This window comes from Streptomyces sp. NPDC002386 (assembly GCF_053593175.1).
Window position 1 is genome coordinate 331,014 of record NZ_JBSFBX010000004.1, and the last position, 21,356, is coordinate 352,369.

Annotated in this window: 18 protein-coding genes; 1 reads left to right on the top strand and 17 read right to left on the bottom strand. The window is 72.1% G+C overall.

Features of this window, described 5'->3' with window-relative positions; translation table 11 throughout:
* The 16 genes from ACWCPN_RS11185 to ACWCPN_RS11260 form a co-directional block, all read right to left on the bottom strand.
* Positions 1 to 621, bottom strand: a complete 621-nt coding sequence (locus ACWCPN_RS11185) for a GTP-binding protein (RefSeq protein WP_199209907.1) — start codon at positions 619 to 621, stop codon at positions 1 to 3.
* Positions 602 to 1,024 (bottom strand): DUF742 domain-containing protein, encoded by a 423-nt coding sequence (locus ACWCPN_RS11190; protein ID WP_199209908.1) that lies wholly within the window; start codon positions 1,022 to 1,024, stop codon positions 602 to 604. Before ACWCPN_RS11190 ends, ACWCPN_RS11185 begins: the two co-directional genes overlap by 20 nt.
* A complete protein-coding gene (locus ACWCPN_RS11195) occupies positions 1,021 to 1,425 on the bottom strand; it encodes a roadblock/LC7 domain-containing protein (RefSeq protein ID WP_199209909.1) in 405 nt (134 codons plus the stop codon). Before ACWCPN_RS11195 ends, ACWCPN_RS11190 begins: the two co-directional genes overlap by 4 nt.
* Positions 1,422 to 3,080, bottom strand: coding sequence for a sensor histidine kinase (locus ACWCPN_RS11200; RefSeq protein ID WP_451204317.1), 1,659 nt, complete (start codon positions 3,078 to 3,080; stop codon positions 1,422 to 1,424). Before ACWCPN_RS11200 ends, ACWCPN_RS11195 begins: the two co-directional genes overlap by 4 nt.
* Before the next feature lie 350 nt (positions 3,081 to 3,430).
* Positions 3,431 to 6,283, bottom strand: a complete 2,853-nt coding sequence (locus ACWCPN_RS11205; RefSeq protein WP_451204319.1) for a DEAD/DEAH box helicase — start codon at positions 6,281 to 6,283, stop codon at positions 3,431 to 3,433.
* A 73-nt stretch (positions 6,284 to 6,356) separates the two neighbouring features.
* On the bottom strand, positions 6,357 to 6,767 hold the full coding sequence (locus ACWCPN_RS11210) for a hypothetical protein (protein ID WP_451204321.1): 411 nt from the start codon (positions 6,765 to 6,767) through the stop codon (positions 6,357 to 6,359).
* Positions 6,768 to 7,026: 259 nt separating this feature from the next.
* Positions 7,027 to 7,977: a twin-arginine translocase subunit TatC gene (gene tatC, locus ACWCPN_RS11215; RefSeq protein WP_451204323.1), complete on the bottom strand. Its 951-nt coding sequence runs from the start codon at positions 7,975 to 7,977 to the stop codon at positions 7,027 to 7,029.
* Positions 7,978 to 8,026: 49 nt separating this feature from the next.
* The gene (gene tatA / locus ACWCPN_RS11220) at positions 8,027 to 8,314 is read right to left on the bottom strand and encodes a Sec-independent protein translocase subunit TatA (RefSeq protein ID WP_451204325.1); all 288 of its coding nucleotides are present in this window, start codon (positions 8,312 to 8,314) and stop codon (positions 8,027 to 8,029) included.
* A 229-nt stretch (positions 8,315 to 8,543) separates the two neighbouring features.
* Positions 8,544 to 8,738 (bottom strand): hypothetical protein, encoded by a 195-nt coding sequence (locus ACWCPN_RS11225; protein WP_199209924.1) that lies wholly within the window; start codon positions 8,736 to 8,738, stop codon positions 8,544 to 8,546.
* A 20-nt stretch (positions 8,739 to 8,758) separates the two neighbouring features.
* Positions 8,759 to 9,019 carry a hypothetical protein gene (locus ACWCPN_RS11230; protein ID WP_199209925.1) on the bottom strand — a complete coding sequence of 87 codons (261 nt, stop codon included), beginning with the start codon at positions 9,017 to 9,019 and terminating at the stop codon, positions 8,759 to 8,761.
* 53 nt (positions 9,020 to 9,072) lie between these two features.
* Complete coding sequence (locus tag ACWCPN_RS11235; protein ID WP_451204327.1) at positions 9,073 to 10,116, bottom strand: helix-turn-helix transcriptional regulator; 1,044 nt, start codon at positions 10,114 to 10,116, stop codon at positions 9,073 to 9,075.
* Positions 10,117 to 10,135: 19 nt separating this feature from the next.
* The gene (locus tag ACWCPN_RS11240; protein ID WP_451204329.1) at positions 10,136 to 11,113 is read right to left on the bottom strand and encodes a helix-turn-helix transcriptional regulator; all 978 of its coding nucleotides are present in this window, start codon (positions 11,111 to 11,113) and stop codon (positions 10,136 to 10,138) included.
* A gap of 162 nt (positions 11,114 to 11,275) precedes the next feature.
* Entirely contained in the window at positions 11,276 to 11,659 is a 384-nt protein-coding gene (locus tag ACWCPN_RS11245) for an FKBP-type peptidyl-prolyl cis-trans isomerase (RefSeq protein WP_451204330.1), read from the bottom strand.
* Positions 11,660 to 11,752: 93 nt separating this feature from the next.
* Positions 11,753 to 12,766: an FKBP-type peptidyl-prolyl cis-trans isomerase gene (locus ACWCPN_RS11250; RefSeq protein ID WP_451204331.1), complete on the bottom strand. Its 1,014-nt coding sequence runs from the start codon at positions 12,764 to 12,766 to the stop codon at positions 11,753 to 11,755.
* A 143-nt stretch (positions 12,767 to 12,909) separates the two neighbouring features.
* A complete protein-coding gene (gene pafA / locus ACWCPN_RS11255; protein WP_020938995.1) occupies positions 12,910 to 14,271 on the bottom strand; it encodes a Pup--protein ligase in 1,362 nt (453 codons plus the stop codon).
* 9 nt (positions 14,272 to 14,280) lie between these two features.
* Positions 14,281 to 15,540: an MFS transporter gene (locus ACWCPN_RS11260; protein WP_451204333.1), complete on the bottom strand. Its 1,260-nt coding sequence runs from the start codon at positions 15,538 to 15,540 to the stop codon at positions 14,281 to 14,283.
* Between the two features lie 139 nt (positions 15,541 to 15,679).
* Between ACWCPN_RS11260 and ACWCPN_RS11265 the strand changes: the two genes are divergently transcribed.
* Positions 15,680 to 16,702: a LacI family DNA-binding transcriptional regulator gene (locus ACWCPN_RS11265; protein WP_451204334.1), complete on the top strand. Its 1,023-nt coding sequence runs from the start codon at positions 15,680 to 15,682 to the stop codon at positions 16,700 to 16,702.
* A 339-nt stretch (positions 16,703 to 17,041) separates the two neighbouring features.
* Here ACWCPN_RS11265 and ACWCPN_RS11270 read toward each other — a convergent pair whose 3' ends face one another.
* A complete protein-coding gene (locus ACWCPN_RS11270) occupies positions 17,042 to 21,352 on the bottom strand; it encodes an HAD-IC family P-type ATPase (RefSeq protein WP_451204336.1) in 4,311 nt (1,436 codons plus the stop codon).
* Positions 21,353 to 21,356: the final 4 nt, after the last annotated feature.

Consider the following 21,356-nt stretch of genomic DNA (forward strand, 5'->3'; position numbering starts at 1 on the left):
TCAGCGGAGGGCGCCGGACAGGGCCAGGGAGTGCAGGAAGCGCATCAGGGTCATCAGCACGTCCTTGCTGGAGGCCCGGCGGCGCACGTCGCAGTCGATGATCGGGATCTCCGGGGCCAGGTCCAGCGCGGTGCGCAGCTCCTCGATCGGGTAACGGGGCGCGTCCGGGAAGGTGTTGACGGCGACGACGAAGGGCACGCCGCGTTCCTCGAGCCGTCCCATGACGTCGAAGCTCACTTCCAGGCGCCGGGTGTCGACCAGGACGACCGCGCCGAGGGCGCCTTCGAACAGGCCGTTCCACAGGAACCAGAAGCGCTCCTGGCCGGGGGTGCCGAAGAGGTAGAGCACCAGCTTGTCGGTGATGCCGATGCGGCCGAAGTCCATCGCCACCGTGGTGGCCGTCTTGGTGTCGGAGCCGTAGTTGTCGTCGACCCCGATACCGGCCTGGGTCATGGTCTCCTCGGTGGTCAGCGGCCTGATGTCGCTGACCGAGCCGACCATGGTGGTCTTTCCGACACCGAACCCGCCCACGATCACGATCTTCACCGCGGCCTGGGCCGTCTGCGGCAGATGGTCCTCGGTGCGCGGGCCGGGGATGGTGTCAGAGCCGTTGAAGTCCATGCATCACCGCTTCGAGGAGTGAACGGTCGGGGAGCGCCTGGCGGACGATCGGGGCGCGCGCCTGCACCAGTTCGGCCGTGATCAGCTCGGTGAGCAGGACGGTCGTCGCGCTGAACGGCAGGTTGAGGTAGGCCGAGAGTTCGGCCACGGACAGCGGCGCGGTGCAGAGCCGGAGCACCGCCGCCCGCTCGGGGGAGGCGGACGGTGTCGGCGCGGAGTGCGCGACGATCAGCGTCACCAGGTCGAGTTCGGCCCGGGCGCCGTCGGCGGAGCCGGCGATGGTGTACAGCCGCTCGGGGTTGCCGGGCCGCTCGGGGCCGTCCGCCGCCTTCGCCGGCCGCGGAGGCGGCGGGGGCGACGGCAGCTGCGGTGGCCTGCGGCGTTTGCGGCGCGGCGGAGTCATACGGTCTGCCCGTTCCGCCGGGGCGGGCTCGTCAGGTGGGTGCCGATCCGGACGACGAGGTCGCGCATCATGCCGCTCATCCGGCCCGGTTCGCAGGTCACGTCGGCGAGCACCGCGAGGAAGGCATTGGCGCCGGCGTTCATGAGGTAGAAGTAGCCGCCGTCGATCTCGATGACGACGAGCTTCATGTCGCCGCTGCCCTCGATCTCCTGGGTGATGGCACCGGCCAGGCTCTGCAGTCCGGCGCAGGCGGCGGCCACCCGGTCGGCGGTGTCGGGGTCGCCGCCGTGCCGGGCGATGCGCAGTCCGTCGGCGGAGAGGACCACGATCATCTGGATGCCCGGGACGCCGTCGTTGAGCTGCTTGAGCATCCAGTCGATGTTGCCTCGCTGCTGGATCACTTGAGGTTCCCCTCGTCGTCGGCCTCGGTGGGGCCTGCCGAATCGTCGATCAGGTGCAGGTAAGCGGTCGGGTTCCGGGTGAAGTCGGTCAGCTCGGCCGCGGTGGCGCCCTCGGGCATGCCCTTCTTCAGGCCGTCCCAGAAGGCGTCGACCCACATGCCCGGCGGCCGGTCCTTCAGCTTCTGGAGCTCGGGGTCGATCTCGGGCTCGGGTTCCGGTTCGGGCGCCGGCCGGGACCAGACGGTGGGCCTGCCCTCGCGTTCGGCCTGCTCGATGGCGGCCTGCTCGGCGATCCGGCGGCTGAGCGGGGTCTTCACCCGGCTGCGGCGCTGCGGCAGGCCGCCCGCCGTCCACTCGGTGACCTCGGGGACGTCGTCCTCCATGGAGATCCCGGCGGGGATGCGGGGGCTGGTGGGGCGGCGCTTCTTGGGCGGGCGCTTGGGGCCCTCCACGGCGCCGAGTTCGGGCATGGGCACGGCGGTGGCACCGATGCCGTGGGCGGCGCCGACGCCGGGTTCCGTGGTGGTCATCACGCGCGGCACGACGAGGATCGCGCGGACCCCGCCGTAGGCGGAGGCGCGCAGCGAGACCTGCATGTCGAACGCCTTGCAGAGCCGGCCGACGACGGCGAGGCCGAGACGCGGGCTCTCGCCCAGGTTGTGGGCGTCGTCGGCCGCCATGGCGTCGGTGATCGCCTTCTCGATGCGGGCCCGCGACTCCTCGCTGAGGCTGACGCCGGCGTCCTCGATCTCGATGGCGAGGCCGGTCTGCACCTCGACGGCGGTGACGTGCACCTTGGTGGACGGCGGCGAGTAGCGGGTGGCGTTGTCGAGCAGTTCGGCGGCGGCGTGGATGATGGGCTCCACGGCCGTGCCCTTGATGTTGATGTTGACGATGGAGTTCAGGTCGATGCGCCGGTACTCAAGGATCCGGGACATCGCGCCGCGCAGGACGCTGTAGAGCGACACGGGCAGCGGCCACTGGCGGCCGGGGCGGCCGCCGCCGAGCACGGAGATGGAGTCGGCGAGGCGGCCGATCAGCGCGGTGCCGTGGTCGATGCGCAGCAGGTCGTCGAAGACCTCGGGGTTGCGGCCGTGGTCCTCCTCCATCTCGCGCAGTTCGCTGGCCTGCTGGTGGACGATGGCCTGGACGCGGCGGGCGATGCTGACGAAGGAGCGCTCGGTGGCGTCGCGCATCGAGATCTCGTGGTCGGCACCGCGCAGTGCCGTGTGCAGCAGCGTGCGGTGCGAGTCGGGCAGGTGGCGCAGCTCGGGGTCGCCGTCGACGACCTTGCGCATCACCTCCCGGAGCGGTTCTCCGGCGCGGAGGTGGAGCAGCGCGGTGGGCAGGACCTGGGTGCCGAGCCGGACGATCTCCGCGTCGTGGATGGCGAGACGGTGCTCCAGATACGCGGTGTGACGGGCGTGTTCGGCTTGTGTCTCGCGGAGCCCGCGGCCGCGGCGGACGATCTCCGCGGCCAGGGCGACGATCAGCAGCAGGGCCACGGTCCCGCATCCGACGACGGCGATCCGGGCGGAGGCCGGGACCAGGGCGGCGGCGGCCCCGGTCGCCCCTGCCATCACTATGGCCGGCGGCAACAGCACGCGCGCGAGGGGAAGTTCATGGCCACCGGGAGGCTTTCGAACACTCACCATGGATGCCTTCTGAGACGAGTCGGCTGGGTGTCGGGGGAGCTTGCGCGGGGAAGATTCACGGAAGTAACGGGATCTTCGGGAGGTTTGGCGACAGACGCCCGAATTGGCTCAACTCGGTGCGTCGCGGGCGAGCTTAGTCCGACCGGATCATCGCCGTGTCATATTCGGCAAGCACCTGAATTCACCCGCGCAACAGGAGTACGCTCGGCTCCATTTACACGCTTTGCGTTTGTTCGAACACCATCAGTGACGGCGCAAGGGCATACGAAACCCCCTCACCGTGACGAGTGAATGAGGGGGTTCGGCGGCCGACGCGACCGGCCGCGGCCGGTCGCGTCGGCCGGGCGGGCTCAGCCCACCGACGAGTAGGCCACCACGCCGCGCAGGAGCTGGTCCACGGCCTTGCGCGCCGCCTTCGCCACGGTCGAGCCCTCGACGGGCGCGGCGGCGGAGATCTGCCCGAGCACGTCGATCACCTGCTTGCACCAGCGCACGAAGTCGCCCGCCGGCATCTCCGCCTCGCGCAGCACCTCGTCGAGGCCCTTTCCGGAGGCCCACATGTAGGCGGCCCAGGCGAAGCCGAGGTCCGGCTCGCGCTGGCCGACTCCCTCGGTCTGGCTGATCCGGAACTCCTCCTCCACGGCGTCCAGCCGGCCCCAGATCCGGACCATCTCGCCGAGGGCGGCCTTCGCCCTGCCCGCGGGCAGCTTGGGTGCCATCGCGTCGTCGCCGACCCGGGCCTCGTACACCAGCGCCGAGACGCAGGCGGCGAGTTCGGCCGGGGCGAGGTCCTCCCAGACGCCCTCGCGCAGGCATTCGCTGGCCAGCAGGTCCAGCTCGCCGTAGAGCCGGGCGAGCCGCCTGCCGTGCTCGGTGACCTCGTCACCGCGCAGGTAGTCCAGCTCCGTGAGCAGCGCCACGATCCGGTCGAAGGTCCGGGCGATGGTGTTCGTACGGCCCTCGATCCGGCGCTCGAGCTGCGAGGTGTCCCGCAGCAGCCGGTGGTAGCGCTCGGCCCAGCGGGCGTGGTCCTCGCGGTCGTCGCAGCCGTGGCAGGGGTGCGCGCGGATCGCCGTGCGCAGCCGGGCGATCTCCCGGTCGTCGGCGGCCTGCGAACGCTTCTTGCGGGCCCTCTCCGGCGGGATGTGCCCGGCCTTGGTGCGCAGCGCCGAGGCGAGGTCCCGGCGGGACTGCGGGGAGCGCGGGTTGAAGGACTTCGGGATCCGCATCCGGTCCAGCGGCTCGACCGGCACCGGGAAGTCCATCGACGCCAGCCGCTTGACCTGACGTTCGGCCGTCAGCACCAGCGGTCGCGGGCCGTCGTGGGCGTCGAAGCCGCGGTGGCCGTTGGAACGCCCGGCGGGCAGGCCCGGGTCCAGCACCAGGGCGAGGCCCGCGTACTTGCCGGTGGGCACGTGGATGACGTCCCCCGGCTTGAGCCTCTCCAGGGCGACGGCCGCCTCGGCGCGCCGCTCGCTGGCGCCCTGCCGGGCGAGTTCGGTCTCCCGGTCCTTCAGCTCGCGGCGCAGCCGCGCGTACTCCTCGAAGTCGCCGAGGTGGCAGGTCATCGAGGCCTTGTAGCCGTCCAGGCCCTCCTCGTTGCGCTGCACCTGACGGGAGATCCCGACGACCGACTTGTCGGCCTGGAACTGCGCGAACGAGGTCTCCAGCAGCTCGCGGGAGCGGTGCCGGCCGAACTGCCCGACCAGGTTGACCGCCATGTTGTACGACGGCTTGAAGCTGGAGCGCAGCGGGTACGTGCGGGTGCCGGCGAGACCGGCCAGGTGCTCGGGGCTCATGCCGCGCTGCCACAGCACGACCGCGTGGCCCTCGACGTCGATGCCCCGGCGGCCGGCCCGTCCGGTGAGCTGCGTGTACTCGCCGGGGGTGATGTCGGCGTGCTGCTCGCCGTTCCACTTGACGAGCTTCTCCAGGACCACCGAACGGGCGGGCATGTTGATGCCCAGCGCGAGCGTCTCGGTCGCGAACACGGCCTTGACGAGACCGCGTACGAACAGCTCCTCCACGACCTCCTTGAAGGTCGGCAGCATGCCCGCGTGGTGGGCGGCGATGCCGCGCTCCAGACCTTCCAGCCACTCGTAGTACCCGAGGACGTGCAGGTCCTCCGTCGGGATGGCGGCGGTCCGCTCCTCGACGAGGGCCCGCACCCGTTGCCTGGCCTCGTCGTCGTTGAGCCTGAGGCCCGCGTAAAGGCACTGCTGGACCGCGGCCTCGCAGGCGGCCCGGCTGAAGATGAAGGTGATGGCGGGCAGCAGGCCCTCGGCGTCGAGGCGCTCGATGACCTCCGGCCGGCCCGGCGTCCACACCCGGGAGCGCTGTCTGCGCTCCCGCTCCCGGTCGGCCTCGCGCATCGCGCGCCCGCGCCGCCGGTCCTGGTACGACGGCCGGCTCGCCTCCATGCGGGCGAGCCGGGCGAGGTCGGGGTTGACGGCCTTCTTGTGGCCCTCGCCCTCCTCGAACAGGTCGTACATCCGGCGGCCGGCCAGCACGTGCTGGAACAGCGGCACGGGCCGGTGCTCGGAGACGATCACCTCGGTGTCGCCGCGGACGGTGTCCAGCCAGTCACCGAACTCCTCGGCGTTGGACACGGTCGCCGACAGCGACACCAGGGTCACCGACTCGGGCAGGTGGATGATCACCTCCTCCCAGACGGCGCCGCGGAAGCGGTCGGAGAGGTAGTGCACCTCGTCCATGACCACGTAGCCGAGGCCGAGGAGGGTCTGCGAGCCGGCGTACAGCATGTTCCGCAGCACCTCGGTGGTCATCACGACCACCGGGGCGTCGGAGTTCACGCTGTTGTCGCCGGTGAGCAGACCGACCTTGGCCGCGCCGTAGCGGCGGCACAGGTCGGCGTACTTCTGGTTGGACAGCGCCTTGATGGGGGTGGTGTAGAAGCACTTCTTGCCCTGCAGCAGGGCGAGGTGGACGGCGAACTCGCCCACGATCGTCTTGCCCGAGCCGGTGGGGGCGGCCACCAGCACGCCCTTCCCCGCTTCGAGCGCCTGGCAGGCCTCGATCTGGAAGGGGTCGAGGCCGAAGTCGTACATCTCGCGGAAGGACGCGAGCGCGGTGGCCTGCTCGGCTGCCCGCAGACGGGCGGCCGCGTACCGCTCGGCCGGTGAGAGGTCCTCTGTCATCGTGCTTTCGAGCGTACCGGGCCGCACTGACAACAGGACGATCATTATCCCGATCACCCCGAGCCGGGAAGCGCCGAGGCCGGTACCCCCGCTGGGGGTGCCGGCCGCGCCGGGGGTATCAGCCGTTGTTGCTGATCCAGGTGCTGGTGTCACACTCGTCGTCACCGATGCTGGCCACGCAGGCCGTCACCTGGATACGGCTCCCCTTGCCGCCGTACGCATTGGTGCTGCTCGATTCGTAAAAATCCTTGTTGCACGCGGCCCAGTCGCCGGAGCTCCCGGGGTTCGAGCACTTACCGGTCCGATAGGTCTGCCAGTTGCCGCTGGAGTTCTTGAGCTGGTTCGTCCACTTCGCATAGACACCGTAACCGTCCAGGGAAGTGTCCTTGATCCAGATCACGTCGCCGTAGGGCTGGAAGCAGCCCTTGGCGCCCTGGATGTTGATGATGCACGTGCTGCCACTGGCCGGAGACCCGCCGACGACACCCGTGTCGTCATCGGCGGCGACCGCAGGACTGCTCATCGCCACGAAAAGCGCTCCCCCGGCTGCCAGCGTGACGAACGCGGACCTCAAGACACCATTCATGATGTTGTCCCCTCCCCAAGTCGGACACGAAGAAGCGAGGCCCTGAACACCCGAAACCAGATGAAGGCCTCGCAAACACCTGGTGACGTTAAGTGTCCATTCCGCGGGCGGACAAGATCGAGATCCGGCCACTGCCGCCACGAATTCGAGGAGGCACCCCGGAAGGGTGCCTCCTCGAATCGGAACGATCTCCAGCTCTCTCCTACGTGAAGTCGTCGTAGTCCCTCGCCTCGGCACGCGCGACGGTCGTCTGCTCCGGCACTGCGAGACTGGCGCTCACCGGCTCGATCTCGCCGATCGCCTCGGGCGTGAGGTCCAGTTCGGACGCCTCGTCGTCGCCGGGGCCCTCGGCCGCTCGGCGGGCCCGGCGCCGGTCGTTGAACAGCGCGATGGCCACAGCGATGAAGTAGAGCGCCCAGATCGGCGCGGCCAGCGCCAGCATCGTCATCGGGTCAGGGCTGGGCGTAGCCACGGCCGCGAAGGCGGTGATGCCGACGACCATGCCCCGCCACCAGCCGAGCATTCGCCGGCCGGACAGGACACCGGTGAGGTTGAGCATGACCAGCAGCAGCGGCATCTCGAAGGCGAGGCCGAAGACGACGACCATGCGGGTGACCAGGTCCAGCAGTTCGTCCAGCGGCTGCAGGTTCTCGACCCCGGACGGGGTCAGCCCGATCATCACCTTCGCCGTGGTGGGCAGCACGTGGTAGGCGAGGTAGCCACCACCCAGGAAGAGCGGGAAGCCGAATCCGACGAACGCGTAGGCGTACCTTTTCTCGCTGCGGTGCAGCCCCGGGGCGACGAACGCCCACAACTGGTACAGCCAGACCGGCGACGCGAGCACGACACCGGCCATCAGGGCGACCTTCAGGGCCAGGGTGAACGGAGCCAGCAAACCGCTGACGGTGAGGTGCGCGCAGTGTACGTTCTTGGCCTGGGCCAGCTCCCCGAAGGACTGGTGGCAGCCGATCTCGTCGAGCACCGGCTCGGTGATGAAGTCGATGATGTCCCGGTAGAAGAACGCCGCCACGATCGTGACGACCAGGATCGCCAGAACACCCTTCGCGAGCCGGTTGCGCAGCTCACGCAAGTGATCCACGAGCGGCATCCGCCCCTCGGGATCTCTCTCACTCTTGCGGGCAGACTTGGGCAACCCACATCCTCATCTCGTGCAGCGGACCGGATCGGCTCCAGTCCTCGCGTCAGCGCTGGGTCGTGTCCGTGGGCTCGTTGACCGGACGGGAGCTGGTCACGTCGCCGGGAGCGGCCTGGATCGTGCGCTGCGCCGGAGCGGGGTCCTCGGTGGACTGGGCGGTGCCGGCCTCGGGCTGCTTGCCGTCGTCCTTCATCGCCTTCGCCTCGCTCTTGAGGATGCGCGCGGACTTGCCGAGCGAGCGCGCCATGTCCGGGAGCTTCTTGGAACCGAAGACGAGGACGATCACCAGTACGAGGAGCAGCAGGTGCCACGGCTCAAGTCCGTTGCGGAACATAGTTCTTCACCTTCTCACCGAGGCGGGTGGGTGTCCGACCGGTCGGACACGAGTCTGACCATCGTGCTGGCAGCGATCGTAACGCCCGGGAGTGAACGCGGAACAATCCCCCTGCGTATTTCTCTGCCGGCGGCCCGTGCCTCGTTCACCGGGCCGCGACCAGCAGCGTACCTGGCGGGGCCCGGGCCATGACAGGGCGAAGTAGCCCAGACCGCACGAGGTGCGGGACTCACAGCGTGTCCACGGCCCGGGCCGCGCTCACCGTCGCCCGCTCCAGGTCCTCGGCGGCCCGGTTGATACGGCGCGCGGAGTCGGCGACCTGCTGCCCGAGCCGCCGTGCCTCGACGAAGACCCGCACGGCGAGCACCCCCAGCACGGCGACGGTCACAAAACCCACGGCTACCGCGAACATCGGCCAGAACATGACGTCGACCTTAGACGGTCCTACACCGTGGAGTGCAGCCGCAGGGTGCGGACACCGCCGCCGGTGAGCAGTTCGACGATCCGCTCCCCCGCGGGCTTGCGCACCGAGACGCCGCAGTCGGGGCAGGTGAAGGAGTAGAACGTCGTCCTGCTCGTGGCACCTATGGCCAGGCGCAGCGCGCCCGCGGCGAGTTCGAAACGGCCCCGGCAGTCCGGGCAGCCGGCCCGGAACAGCACCGGGACGGCTCTTCTCATCCCGGCGAAGGCGGACGCCACCGTCATCTGGCCGCCCGCCTCCCTCGTGGCTCGGCCCGCACCGGACACCGGAGACTCGCTCAACGCTCTCGCTCCTGCCTGTCGTCACGCCGTTCGTCGGCACCACCGCGCGCCGGCGGGGCGGCGGTGTCGTACGCCGCCAGCGCCTCGCGGGCCGCCCGGCGGGCGCTGTCGGCCAGCTCGGGCGGCGAGACGATCCGGCCGTCACGGCCGAGGCGCAGGGCCAGCCGTCTCAGCGAGGCCGGATCGGGGGTGCGCAGAGTGATACGCAGCCCGCCGTCGGGAAGCTCATCGGCGCTGTCGTGCGGGTAGTACTCGGCCACCCAGCGGCCGCCGGGACCGACCTCGATGACCACCTCCGGATCCTCGGCGGCCGGCTGCACCAGGGCCTCGGACAGGTCCCGCAGCTCCATCTCGGGCGGCGCGGACGGCTCGTCCAGGATCCTGATCTCGGCGACCCGGTCCAGCCGGAAGGTGCGGCGCGCCTCGGAGCGGCGGCACCAGGCCTCGACGTAGGTGTGGCCGACGCTGACCAGGCGGATCGGGTCGATCTCCCGCTCGGTGATCTCGTCGCGCGCGGGTGAGTAGTAGCGGATCCACAGCCGGCGGCGCTCGGAGATGGCCCGGTCGACGTCGGCGAAGACCCCGCCCTCGGACTCGAAGGTCACCGAGAGCCGGGCGCTGGCGCCGGCCGCCTCCCCGGCCGCCGTCTCCACCTTGGCCGTCGCCCGCAGCAGCGCCTGGCGGTCGCTCTCCCTCAGGCCCGGCAGGGTGGACACCGCACGGGCGGCCACCAGCAGGGCCGTGGCCTCGTCGGCGGCGAGCCGGAGCGGCTCGGCCGCCTCCTCGCCGAGCGCGGCCGGGTTGTGCCACCAGATGCGCTCGCCGTCGGTGTCGATGTCCAGCAGGTCGCCGCCGCGGAAGCTGGTGCCGCACATGGGCAGCAGATCGAGGTCGGAGACCAGCTCGTCCTCGGTGATGCCGAAGGCGCGCGCCACGTCCGCGATCCGGGCGCCGGGGCGCTCCCTGAGGTAGGTCACCAGGGAGAGCATCCGCCGGGTCTGGTCGATGGCGTTCACGGGCCTGACCGGTTTGCCTGCCATGGTTGTGCTCCGCTCCCCCTCAGCCCTTGGCCACGGCACGCAGCCGGTCCACCACGTCCGCGCGCAGCTCGGCCGGCTCCACGACCACCGCGTCCGGTCCGAACTCCACCAGCCAGGCGTCCAGCCCGTGCCCGTACGGAATCTCCAACTCGTCCCAGCCGTCGCCCAGTTCCCGGACCGCGGTGGCCTTCGCCCGAAGGGGGTAACCGGAGCCGGAGCGCAGCCGGATCAGCGCCGAGCGGTCGGCGATCTCGCCGGCCCAGCTCGCCACCGTCTCACGCACGGTGACCACGTCGGGCACCGGCGCGGTGAGGCCGGTGCCGCGCGAGCGCACCCGGCCGGTGATCCGGGAGAGCCGGAAGACGCGCTCTGCGCCCCGGTCCCGGTCGAAACCGGCCAGGTACCAGTGGCCGCGCCAGCACTCCAGCGCCCACGGCTCGACGTGCCGGGGCTCGGGGTGGGCGGCGGAGGCCTTGCGGTAGTCGAAGACCACGGGACGGCGGTCGCGGCAGGCCAGCATCAGCGGTTCGAAGGCGGCCTCGTGCACCGGGATGCGCGGCTCCAGGGCGCCGTGCGCCTCGTAGGGGTCGACGTCCTCGGGGAGCCCGGCGGCGCGCAGCTTCTGCAGGGCGCCGCTGGCCGCGCCGGCCAGCCGGGCCTGCTGCCAGACCTTGGCGGCCAGGCCCAGGGCGGCGGCCTCCTCGGCGTCCAGGGTGATGGGGGGCAGGCGGTTGCTGTCCCGGCGGGCGAGGTAGCCGACCTCGCCGTCGATGTTCTCCACGGTCTCGATGACCAGGCCCAGCTCGCGCAGGTCGTCCTTGTCCCGCTCGAACATGCGGTTGAAGGAGTCGTCGCTGCCCGCCGCGCCCCGCTCCGGCCTGGAGGCCTCGACGTACGCCTCGATGGAGTCGCGCAGCTCGCGCTTGCTGAGCGGCCGGCGTGTGCCGAGCAGGCACAGCGCGAGGTTCATCAGCCGCTCGGCCTTGGCAATGGCCATCGACGCCCTTCGCCTTCCCTATGGTGCTTCCGACCGATGACCGTACCGCCCCGGGGTGTCGGGGCAAAAGCCGGAGCGGGGAAGCGGAGCCGTCCTGAACAGCGGCGGTCACGCGAGGAGGGCCCGTGCGGACAGCACGGGCCCTCCTTCGACCATCTTCGGTCAGCGCTTGGCAACGCCCACGAGGTCGCAGACGAAGATCAGCGTCTCGCCCGGGGCGATCCGGCCGCCACCCGCGCCGCGGTCGCCGTACGCGAGGGGCGCGGGGATGGTCAGCTGGCGGCGGCCGCCGACCTTCATGCCCTGGACGCCCTTGTCCCAGCCCTGGATGACCTGGCCGACGCCGAGCTGGAAGTCCAGCGGGGTGCCGCGGTTCCAGGAGGCGTCGAACTCCTCGCCGGAGGAGAAGGCGACGCCCACGTAGTGGACCTTGACGATGTCGCCCGCTTCGGCGACGTCGCCGTCCCCTTCCCAGATGTCCTTGATCTCGAGGTCCGCCGGCGGCTCGCCGCCCGGGAAGTCGATCTCGGGCTTCTCGATGCTCACGTCAAAAGCTCCTGCTTGTTTACGAGACGAAACATGGACAGTCTGTCATCCCCGCTGGTCTCCCGCCCGCCACGGCCCCGCGGCGGGCACGGTTCACATCGCGGCGAGGATGTCGACCGAGAACACCAGCGTGGCGCCCTTCTTGATGCCGCTGCCGCTCGGCGGGGTGTCGCCGTAGCCCAGGTCCGGCGGCACGACGATCAGGACCCTGCTGCCCACCTTCTTGCCGGTCAGTCCCTGCGACAGCCCCTTGACGACCTGCTGCATCTGCTCCAGGGAGAACTGGCTGAGCCGCCCGGAGTCGTACGTCTGCTGGAACGCCTTGTCGGTGCCCCAGACCACGCCCTTGAACTGGCACAGCACCGCCTGGTTCGCCTTGACCTCGGGGCCGTCGCCCTCCAGGACGTAGACGGAGGCCAGCTCCTTGGGCGGGGTGCTCTGCTTGGCCGGCTTGATCGCCGGCGCCTTGCCGTCGGTGTTGGTGCCGACCGTCGGCAGCGCGGGGTCGTCCTGCGGGACCTCCTTGCCCTGGGCGGAGCTCTTGGAGTTGAACGAGTTGATCACGTCGATGACGAAGACCAGGGTGTCGGTGCCCTTGATGCCCGCCTGCGCGTTGCCCGACGTGCCGTAGCCCCAGGTGGGCGGTACGGCGATGAGCACGCGGCTGCCGGTCTTCTTGCCCTGCAGGGCGTACCGCCAGCCGTCGATGAGGCTGCCCTGGGCGAGCTGCATGACCAGCGGGCGGTGGCGGTCGTAGGAGTTGTCGAAGACCTTCGCCGTGCTCCAGATCTGGCCGAGGTAGTTCGCCTCGATGAAGTCGTTCTCCGCGACCGTGCGGCCGCTGCCCGCGATGACCGTCTTGACCGCGAGATCCTTCGACGGGTCGCCCGGCCCCTTGGCGACGGTCGGCTTCTCCCCGAACTTCGTGCCCGCCGTGATCGCCGGCAGCGGCCCGTCCACGATCTTGGGCGGGGGTACCGAGGACGCCGGGCCCGACGGTGTCGGCGACGCGCCGGCCTTGCTGGACTCGGACTTGTCGTCGCCGCATCCGGCGAGCGTGACCAGTCCTGCGGGTACGGCGGCGAGGAGGAGTGAGCGTCGGCGCACGGGAAGGGCCTCGTAATCGGTCGATCTTGCGGATTGGCGTGCGCGCAACTCTACGACGCGAGACGGGCGCCGTACGGTAAACGTACGGCGCCCGTGTGGCGTTCCGGCATTTCGGCCCGGAAAGGCTTGACTCGCGTGCGGTGTCACATTCCGGCGATGAGCTTCTCCACGCGGTCGTCCACCGAGCGGAACGGGTCCTTGCACAACACGGTGCGCTGTGCCTGGTCGTTGAGCTTGAGGTGCACCCAGTCGACCGTGAAGTCGCGGCGCTGTTCCTGCGCCCGGCGGATGAAGTCGCCGCGCAGCCGGGCCCGAGTGGTCTGCGGGGGGACCGACTTGCCCTCGAAGATCTTCAAGTCGTTGCAGATCCGGGTGGCTTGGCCCTTCTTCTCCAGCAGGTAGTAAAGGCCCCGGCGACGGTGGATGTCGTGGTACGCGAGGTCTATCTGGGCGACCCGCGGGTGCGACATGGTCATGTTGTGCTTGGCCCGGTACCGCTCGATGAGCTTGTACTTCATGACCCAGTCGATCTCGGTGCCGATGCGGTCCAGTTCCTCGGTCTCGATGGCGTCGAGGGTGCGGCCCCACAGCTCCAGGACCTGCGCGACCGTGCCGGTGCGGATGCCGCGGCGGTCGCAGAAGTCGACGGCCTTGTCGAAGTACTCGCGCTGCACCTCCAGCGCGGACGCCTCCCGGCCGCTGGCCAGGCGCACCTTGCGCCGGCCGGTGATGTCGTGGCTGACCTCGCGGATCGCCCGGATCGGGTTCTCCAGGGTGAGGTCGCGCATCACGGTGCCCGCCTCGATCATGCGCAGCACCAGGTCGGTCGCGCCGACCTTGAGCAGCATGGTCGTCTCGGACATGTTCGAGTCGCCCACGATGACGTGCAGCCGGCGGTAGCGCTCGGCGTCCGCGTGCGGTTCGTCGCGGGTGTTGATGATGGGCCTGGAGCGGGTCGTCGCCGAGGAGACGCCCTCCCAGATGTGCTCGGCACGCTGGCTGACGCAGTACACCGCGCCGCGCGGGGTCTGCAGGACCTTGCCCGCACCGCACAGCAGCTGCCTGGTCACCAGGAAGGGGATGAGGATGTCCGCGAGCCGGGAGAACTCCCCGTGCCGGGCCACCAGATAGTTCTCGTGGCACCCGTAGGAGTTGCCCGCCGAGTCGGTGTTGTTCTTGAAGAGGTAGACGTCGCCCGCGATTCCCTCCTCGTGCAGGCGTCGTTCCGCGTCCACCAGGAGTCCTTCGAGAATGCGCTCGCCGGCCTTGTCGTGGGTGACCAGTTCGGTCACGTTGTCACATTCGGGTGTGGCGTATTCCGGATGTGACCCCACGTCCAGATAGAGCCGGGCGCCGTTTCGCAGAAAGACATTGCTGCTGCGGCCCCATGACACGACACGGCGGAAGAGGTACCGCGCCACCTCGTCAGGAGACAGGCGCCGCTGTCCCCTGAACGTGCATGTGACGCCGTACTCGTTCTCCAGCCCGAAAATGCGGCGGTCCATGACTGAACATTACGCCCGATCCCCCGAGCTGAAACGGGGTTCGGCAGCACGATTTGGATCATTTTCCGATGAAGCCGCAACAACCCCGCTCCGCGCGGGAGCTGCGAGGACCCGCCCGGTGGCGAGGAGGACCAGCAGGGACACGGCTCCCGCGGCGCCGGGTACGGCGTATCCCCACAGCGGGCCGCCGGCCTGGACCACCGGGCCCGCCAGGCCCGTTCCCACCGAGGCTCCCACCGTGAACGTCGTGACGAGCCAGGAGAAGGCCTCGGTGACGGTGCCGCTCGGGGCGTGCCGGTCGACGATGATGAACGCGCAGGCGATGCAGGGGGCGAGGAACACCCCGGAGACCAGGCTGAGCAGCACCATGGCGACGGGGCCCGGCATGAGCATCAGCGGCAGGTAACAGACCGCCAGAAGGGCGACCAGGACCCGCAGTCGCCGCTCGGGCGCGCCGCTCCAGGAGCGTGCGCCGTACACGGTGCCGCCGATGAGCGCCCCGAGGCCGAGAGCGGCCATCAGCCAGCCGTAGACCGCGTCGCCGCCGTGCTCGTCGGCGTACGGCACTGAGGCCACGGTGATGGAGCCGAGCGCGATGCCGACGAACAGGAACGCGGCGAGCAGCGCGAGCAGCCCGGGCGAGCGCAGGGCGCCCAGCCAGTGCGCCTCGCGCGGCGCCGAGCGCCACGCGCGCGAGGGCGGCGAGAGGACCACGGAGAGCGCGCCGAGGACGCCGACGGCGTTCAGCACCAGCAGCGCCGCCCGCTCCGACCACAGCGACACGCACAGCGTGACCAGCAACGGGCCCACCGTGAAAATGACTTCCTGGGCGACGGCGTCCATGGCGTACGCGGTGTGCACCTGCTCCTCGCGGCGCAGCACGGAGGGCCACAGGGCCCGCAGACCGCCCTCCAGCGGCGGGGTGAACAGGCCGGCGGCGGCCACGGCGGCGCAGGCGAGGGGCAGCGAGCCGGTGCCCGCGAACGCGAAGGCGGCCATCGCCAGCGCCGACAGGACGGCGGCGGGCAGCTGGACGCGCGGCTGGCCGTACAGGTCCACCAGGCGGCCCAGCACGGGCTGGCCGACGGCGTTGGCGACGCCGTACACGGCCGCGAGGGCGCCCGCCAGGCCGTACGTACCGCCCTCGGCGCGGACGAACAGCACCAGCGCGATCGCGGCGGTCGCGTTGGGCAGCCGGCCCACCAGGGTGCCGGTCAGCAGCCGGGCCGCGTGTCTCGCCCTGAGGATCTCCAGGTACCCCGCGGCCATGTCGCGCCTCCAAGTGTTACGTATAACCCCGCCCGTCATACGTACCATGTGCGCTGTTCACCCGTCCAGACGACCGGACGCGAGCCGGCGGGCCACGGCCCCTCGCGCGAACGTCCGCCAGAACAGGAGCACCCCCGCGGTGGCACGCAGCAGCACCCGCCCGACCAGCCGTGACGTCGCGCGGGCGGCCGGCGTCTCCCAGGCGGCCGTCTCCCTCGTGCTCGGCGACAAATGGCGCGGCCGGGTCTCCGAGGCCACCGCCGACCGGGTCCGGGAAGCCGCCCGCGACCTCGGCTACCGGCCCAACCTCGCCGCCCGCAACCTGCGCCTCGGCCGCACCCGCACCGTCCTGCTCGTCGTCCCCGCGCTCACCACGGAGTTCTTCGCCGGCGTCTACACCGGCGCCGCGCGCGTCGCCGCCCGGCACGGCTTCGGCGTCGTGCTGTACCCGTCCCCCGAGGGCATCGGCCCGGCCCGCGACCCCTTCGCCTCCGCGCAGGCCGCCCTGGACGGCGTCATCGCCTCCTCCATGGCCGCCGACGCCCTCAGCGCCATCCGCGGCGACCAGCTCCCCCTCGTCATGCTCGACAGCGACCCGCAGGGCAGCCTCGGCGCCGCCACCGTGAACCTCGACATCGCCGACGGGGTTCGGCAGGTCACCGAGCACCTGCTGGCCCTCGGTCACCGCGACTTCCTGCACCTGGCCGCCGACGTGCCCTCCTGGACCTTCGAGATGCGCGCCCGGGAGCTCGCCGCCCGCCTCGCCGCCGTGCCCGGGACCCGGATCCGGACCGCCCCCGCCCCCATCTCCATCGACGGTGCCCGCACCGCCACCGAGGCCGCGCTGGCCGCCCCCGGCCCCCGCCCGACCGCCGTGGTGTGCGACGACGACAAACTGGCCGCCGGCGCCTACAAGGCGCTGCGCCGCCTCGGCCTGCGCGTCCCCGACGACGTGTCCGTCACCGGCCTCGACGACCTGGCCCTCGCCACCGCGCTCGACCCCGAACTCACCACCGTCCGGCTCGACGCCGAACTGTTCGGGCAACGCGGCATGGAAGCCCTCCTCGCCGTCCTGGACGGCCGCGAACCGCCCGGCGGCGACATCCCCGTCGAACTCGTCACCCGGGGCTCCACGGGCCCGGCAGGGGCCGAAAGGCCCTGACGGGGCACGACGGCCCGGTCGCGCCCGCGCCGGGCCCGGACCAAGGAGCCCGCGTCACGCCCCGGCGGGCCCGGAACAAGGAGCCCGCGTCGCGACCGGCGGGCCCGGAACAAGTAGTCCGTGTCGGCCCCGGCGCGCCCCGACACGGGCTCACGGCTCCTCCTTCGGCCCCAGCACCAACCTTCGGCCGATCCGGCGGCCACGACGCGGCCTCTCGCCCGCACACCGGCCCTGGCCGGAGGCAGAGCCCGGGCAGCACGATCGGCGCATGCCGAGCGACTCGCACCGCCCGCCGGCCTCACCGGCGTCCGGACGGCTCCTCCGCCCCCGCGCCGTCCGTCACGCCCCGGCGCCCGCCGGCATCAGCCGGGTCACCGTCTCCTCCAGCCGGGGCAGCACCCGCTGGCCCGCCAGGGCCACCGCGATGCCCGCCACCACACCGGCCCATCCCACCGGGCCCAGCGGGGTGCAGCCGACCGCGTGGCTCGCCACCGGCACCTGGATGAGAGCCACCAGAGCCACCGCCGAACCCAGCGACGTCACCCGGACCAACGGGCTGTCCCGGCGGTCCAGCAGCGTCTGCGCGAGCTGGGTGCCGACCACCCCGCACAGCGCCATCGTGCTCGAACGGCGGGCCGTACCCGGGGTGAGACGGCCGACCAGCCACGCCGTCACCGCGCCCAGACACGTGGTCAGCGCCCGGTGCCGGATCTGGCGGATCAACGCCTCCCCCAGCACCCCGCCCGCCGCGTCCTCCGGCGACCGCGGACCCGACCGCTCCGCGGCCTCCACCCCGGCCTTCGGCGTCACCGCCACCGCCATCGCCGGGAACAGGTCCGTGAACAGGTTCACCAGCAGCATCTGCCGCGTCGACAACGGCGCCCGGCCCGACACCAAAGTGCCCAACAGCCCGAAACCCACCTCACCCGCGTTGCCGCCGATCAGGATCGCGATCGCGTCGGCCACGCTGTGCCACAGCGCCCGCCCCTCGACGACCGCGTCGATCAGCACCGTCAGATCGTCGTCCGTCAGCACGATGTCCGCCGCGTTGCGCGCCGCCGCCGACCCCCGGGCGTTGATCCCCACACCGATGTCGGCCGCCCGGATCGCCGCCGCGTCGTTGGCGCCGTCACCCACCATCCCCACCACCCGGCCCGCGTCCCGCAACGCCTCCACCACCTGCAGCTTCTGCTCCGGCGCCACCCGCGCCACCACACCCGCGTCCCGCAGCATCCGGGCCCGCCCCGAACGGTCCGCCGCACCCAGCTCCTCCCCCGTCACCACCACCGGCTCCTCCGGCCACCCCAGCTCCCGGGCGATCGCCCGCGCCGTCTGCGGATGGTCCCCGGTCAGCATCACCGGCCGCACCCCGGCCTCGTACAGACCCCGCAGCAACGCCGTCGACGTCGCCCGCGGCACGTCCGAGAACGCCAGCAGCCCCGTGAACACCAGCTCCCCCAGCGGCTCCTCCAGCACCCCGGCCGCCCACTCCCCCTCCGCCAGCCGGCGCCCGGCCACCGCGAGCACCCGCAGCCCGTCACCGGCCAGCACATGCGCCCCCTCCCAGGCGTGCGACGGCAGATCCCGGCAGGCCGGCAGCACCGTCTCCGGAGCCCCCTTCACCACCAGCACCCGCGCCCCGTCGCCCGCCCGGCCGACCGCCGCCGCGTACCCGCGAGCGGCCTCGAACGGCAGCCCCTCCAACTGGGTCCACCCCGGATCGTCCCCGGCCGCGTCCAGCACCGCCTCGTCCGTCGCGTGCACCGGCCGCTCCGACCCGCCGTTCAGCCGCGGACACGCCCGCGCCGCCGCCCGCACCGTCTCCGCGGCCGCCGCCTCACCCGCGGCGCACACCCCGCCCCCGGCGTCCGACACCCGCACCAGCCGCAGCCGGTTCTCCGTCAGCGTGCCCGTCTTGTCGAAACAGACCGTGTCCATCCGCCCCAGCGCCTCCAGCGCGCGCGGCGTCCGCACCAGCACCCCGTCACGGCTCAACCGCCGCGCCGCCGCCAGCTGCGCCACCGTCGCCACCAGCGGCAACCCCTCCGGCACCGCCGCCACGGCCACCGCCACCCCACCGCTCACCGCGTCCCGGACCGGAGTCCCCCGCAGCAACGCCAGCCCCGTCACCGCCGCCCCGCCCCCCAGCGTCCACGGCAGCGCCCGCCGCGTCAGCTCCTGCAACCTCGCCTGCACCCCACCCGCCGGCGGCGTACGCGCGGCCAGATGAACCGCACGCGCCGCCTCCGTACGGTCACCGGTGTCCACCACCACGGCCCGCGCCGTCCCCGCCACCACCGTCGTCCCCTCGAACACCATGCACCGCCGGTCCGCCACCACCGCGTGCGGCGTCCGGTCCGTCTGCTTCTGCACCGGCAGCGACTCCCCCGTCAACGCCGACTCGTCGACCTCCAGACCCTCCTCCCACAACAGCCGGGCATCCGCCGGCACCACGTCGTCCCCGCCCAGCTCGATCACATCACCCGGCCGCAGCCCACCCGCGTCCACCGTGCGCGTGCCACCCGCCGGCGCCTCCTCCTCCGACGGCGCGACCCGCGCCTTGCGCTGCTGATCCGCCAGCAACCCCGACAACGCCCGCTCCGCGCGCAACCGCTGCACCCCACCCACCAGCGCGTTCAGATCAAGCGCGCCCACCACCAGCAACGCGTCCACCACCGAACCCAAGATCGCCGACGCCGCCGAACCCACCGCCAGCACCGGAGTCAGCGGATCATGCAACTCACCGCTGACCGCCCGGCCCAGCCGCACACTCCAGCGCACCGGACCCACCGCCGGATGCCCGGCCACCGCACCCGCCGCCCCACGCAACCCAGCCGTCACCCGGTCCAGCCCGCTCACCTCGGCGACCGGCTCCCGGCCCAGCCGCTCCCGCGCCTCCTCCGCCCCCAGCTCATGCCAGTGCACCCGCGGACGCGGACGCGGAGCCGACGCCGCCGCCACCCCCAGACCCGCCCGCACCCCGGAGAACAACGCACTCGCCGCCGCCAGATCCACCGGCACATGCCGCATCCCCGGCAGCACCGCCAGCCGCCCACGCCCGCCCCTCGACTCCCCCACCGCCACCAGCAACCCCGAAAGCGCGGCACCCGACCGCGCCAGCGTCTGCGACCGGCCACCCACCGCACGCGCCGCCGGAACCGCCATCAGCACCCGCCACACATCCGGCAGACCACGCCGGGCCAGCACATCCGCCCCCCACACCACCGCGCCGTCCCCGTCCACCAGCGCCACCGCCAGATCACCGGCCCGCAACCCCGCCAGCACCGCGGCATCGTCCGCCGAACCCAGCCGGGCGACCGTGATCACAGCCCCCTCACCACCACGCATCTCACACACCACGTCGTCCAGCGGCCGCCGGGCGTCCACCACCACATCCGCCAGACCCGCGAAATCCTCCAGCACCGGATCGTCCACCACCACGACCCGCAACCCCGCCCGCCGCGCCGCGTCCAGAACCGGCTCCGTCCACGGATCCACCGAACCGTCCGCCGCCCGCAGCGCACTCGGATGCAGCACCACCGTCCCCGCCAGCTCCAACTGCCACAACCGCTCCGGCGTCCGCACCAACGCCCCCACCCGCGCCAGCGCACCACCCAGCACCGCGTGGAAAGCCGCCGGACCGTACCGCGCCGCCTTCGGCGAACCGGCCAGCACCGCCTCCGCCGCCTCCGCAACGTCATGCTTCACCAGCAACGTCGCCAACGCGCCGATCACACTCCCCGCCGCCGCATGAGCCGCGTACTCCTGCGCCGGCGTGGACCGCAACGGCGGCCGGCCCCATTCGCCGCCCCCCACACTCACCCGCTCCGGCGCACACAACTCGTCGTGCACCGAGTCGAACGCGGCGACCCGCGCCACCGCCTCCGCCAGCTGACACCCCCGCAACGCCCCGTCCAGCACCAGCGAAGCCGGACTCTGCCCCGCCCCGTGCGCCACCGCGTTCGCACCCGCCAGCACCAGATCCATACCCGGCCCACCCAGCCGCCGGCGCAGCACCGCACGCACCCGCGGGTTCTCCCGCAGGAACGTCACCGCCGCCGTCACCGTCCGCGGCGACGGCGGCAACCGCCACGCATACGCCGCGAACGCCGCACCCGTACCCACCACATCGGCCACCAGCGCCGCCGCCGCGACCCGCACCGCCACCGGATCCGCCGGATGCGACAACTCCTCCGGATCACCCCCCAGCTCCAGACCATGGCACGCCGCCACGTCCACCACGTGGTCCAGCACCCGGTCCGTCAGCCCGTCCTCGGACGCCGTCACCACCAACCGGGCCAGCCCCTCGTCCCAGTACGCCAGCAGCACATCCGGATGCTCCGCCACCGCCGCGGCCACCCGCCGCCCCAGACGCTCCCTGCCGTGCCGCGCCGCCTCCGCGTGCGCCGGCCGCAACGCAACATGCTGCCGGGCACCCGCACGCCACCGGCCCCCACCACCCGGCAGCGCGTTACCCGCGACCCGGCCCACCCGCACCGCCGCGTCCGCGCCCCGCACCCCCGCACGCGCCGTACCCGCCACCGCCCCCGCCGCCGCACCCACCACCGGAACGGCCACCCGCGCCAGCAACCGCGGCGCCGCCGGCACCAACCGGGCGGCAGCCGACGGAACCGTCAGCAACGAGAACACCTCG

Coding starts and splice junctions, on each gene's coding strand:
- ACWCPN_RS11185 (WP_199209907.1), bottom strand. CDS start 621: ATGGACTTCAACGGCTCTGACACCATCCCCGGCCCGCGCACCGAGGAC.
- ACWCPN_RS11190 (WP_199209908.1), bottom strand. CDS start 1,024: ATGACTCCGCCGCGCCGCAAACGCCGCAGGCCACCGCAGCTGCCGTCG.
- ACWCPN_RS11200 (WP_451204317.1), bottom strand. CDS start 3,080: ATGGTGAGTGTTCGAAAGCCTCCCGGTGGCCATGAACTTCCCCTCGCG.
- ACWCPN_RS11205 (WP_451204319.1), bottom strand. CDS start 6,283: ATGATCGTCCTGTTGTCAGTGCGGCCCGGTACGCTCGAAAGCACGATG.
- tatA (WP_451204325.1), bottom strand. CDS start 8,314: ATGTTCCGCAACGGACTTGAGCCGTGGCACCTGCTGCTCCTCGTACTG.
- ACWCPN_RS11225 (WP_199209924.1), bottom strand. CDS start 8,738: ATGTTCTGGCCGATGTTCGCGGTAGCCGTGGGTTTTGTGACCGTCGCC.
- ACWCPN_RS11230 (WP_199209925.1), bottom strand. CDS start 9,019: ATGACGGTGGCGTCCGCCTTCGCCGGGATGAGAAGAGCCGTCCCGGTG.
- ACWCPN_RS11235 (WP_451204327.1), bottom strand. CDS start 10,116: ATGGCAGGCAAACCGGTCAGGCCCGTGAACGCCATCGACCAGACCCGG.
- ACWCPN_RS11240 (WP_451204329.1), bottom strand. CDS start 11,113: ATGGCCATTGCCAAGGCCGAGCGGCTGATGAACCTCGCGCTGTGCCTG.
- pafA (WP_020938995.1), bottom strand. CDS start 14,271: ATGGACCGCCGCATTTTCGGGCTGGAGAACGAGTACGGCGTCACATGC.
- ACWCPN_RS11260 (WP_451204333.1), bottom strand. CDS start 15,540: ATGGCCGCGGGGTACCTGGAGATCCTCAGGGCGAGACACGCGGCCCGG.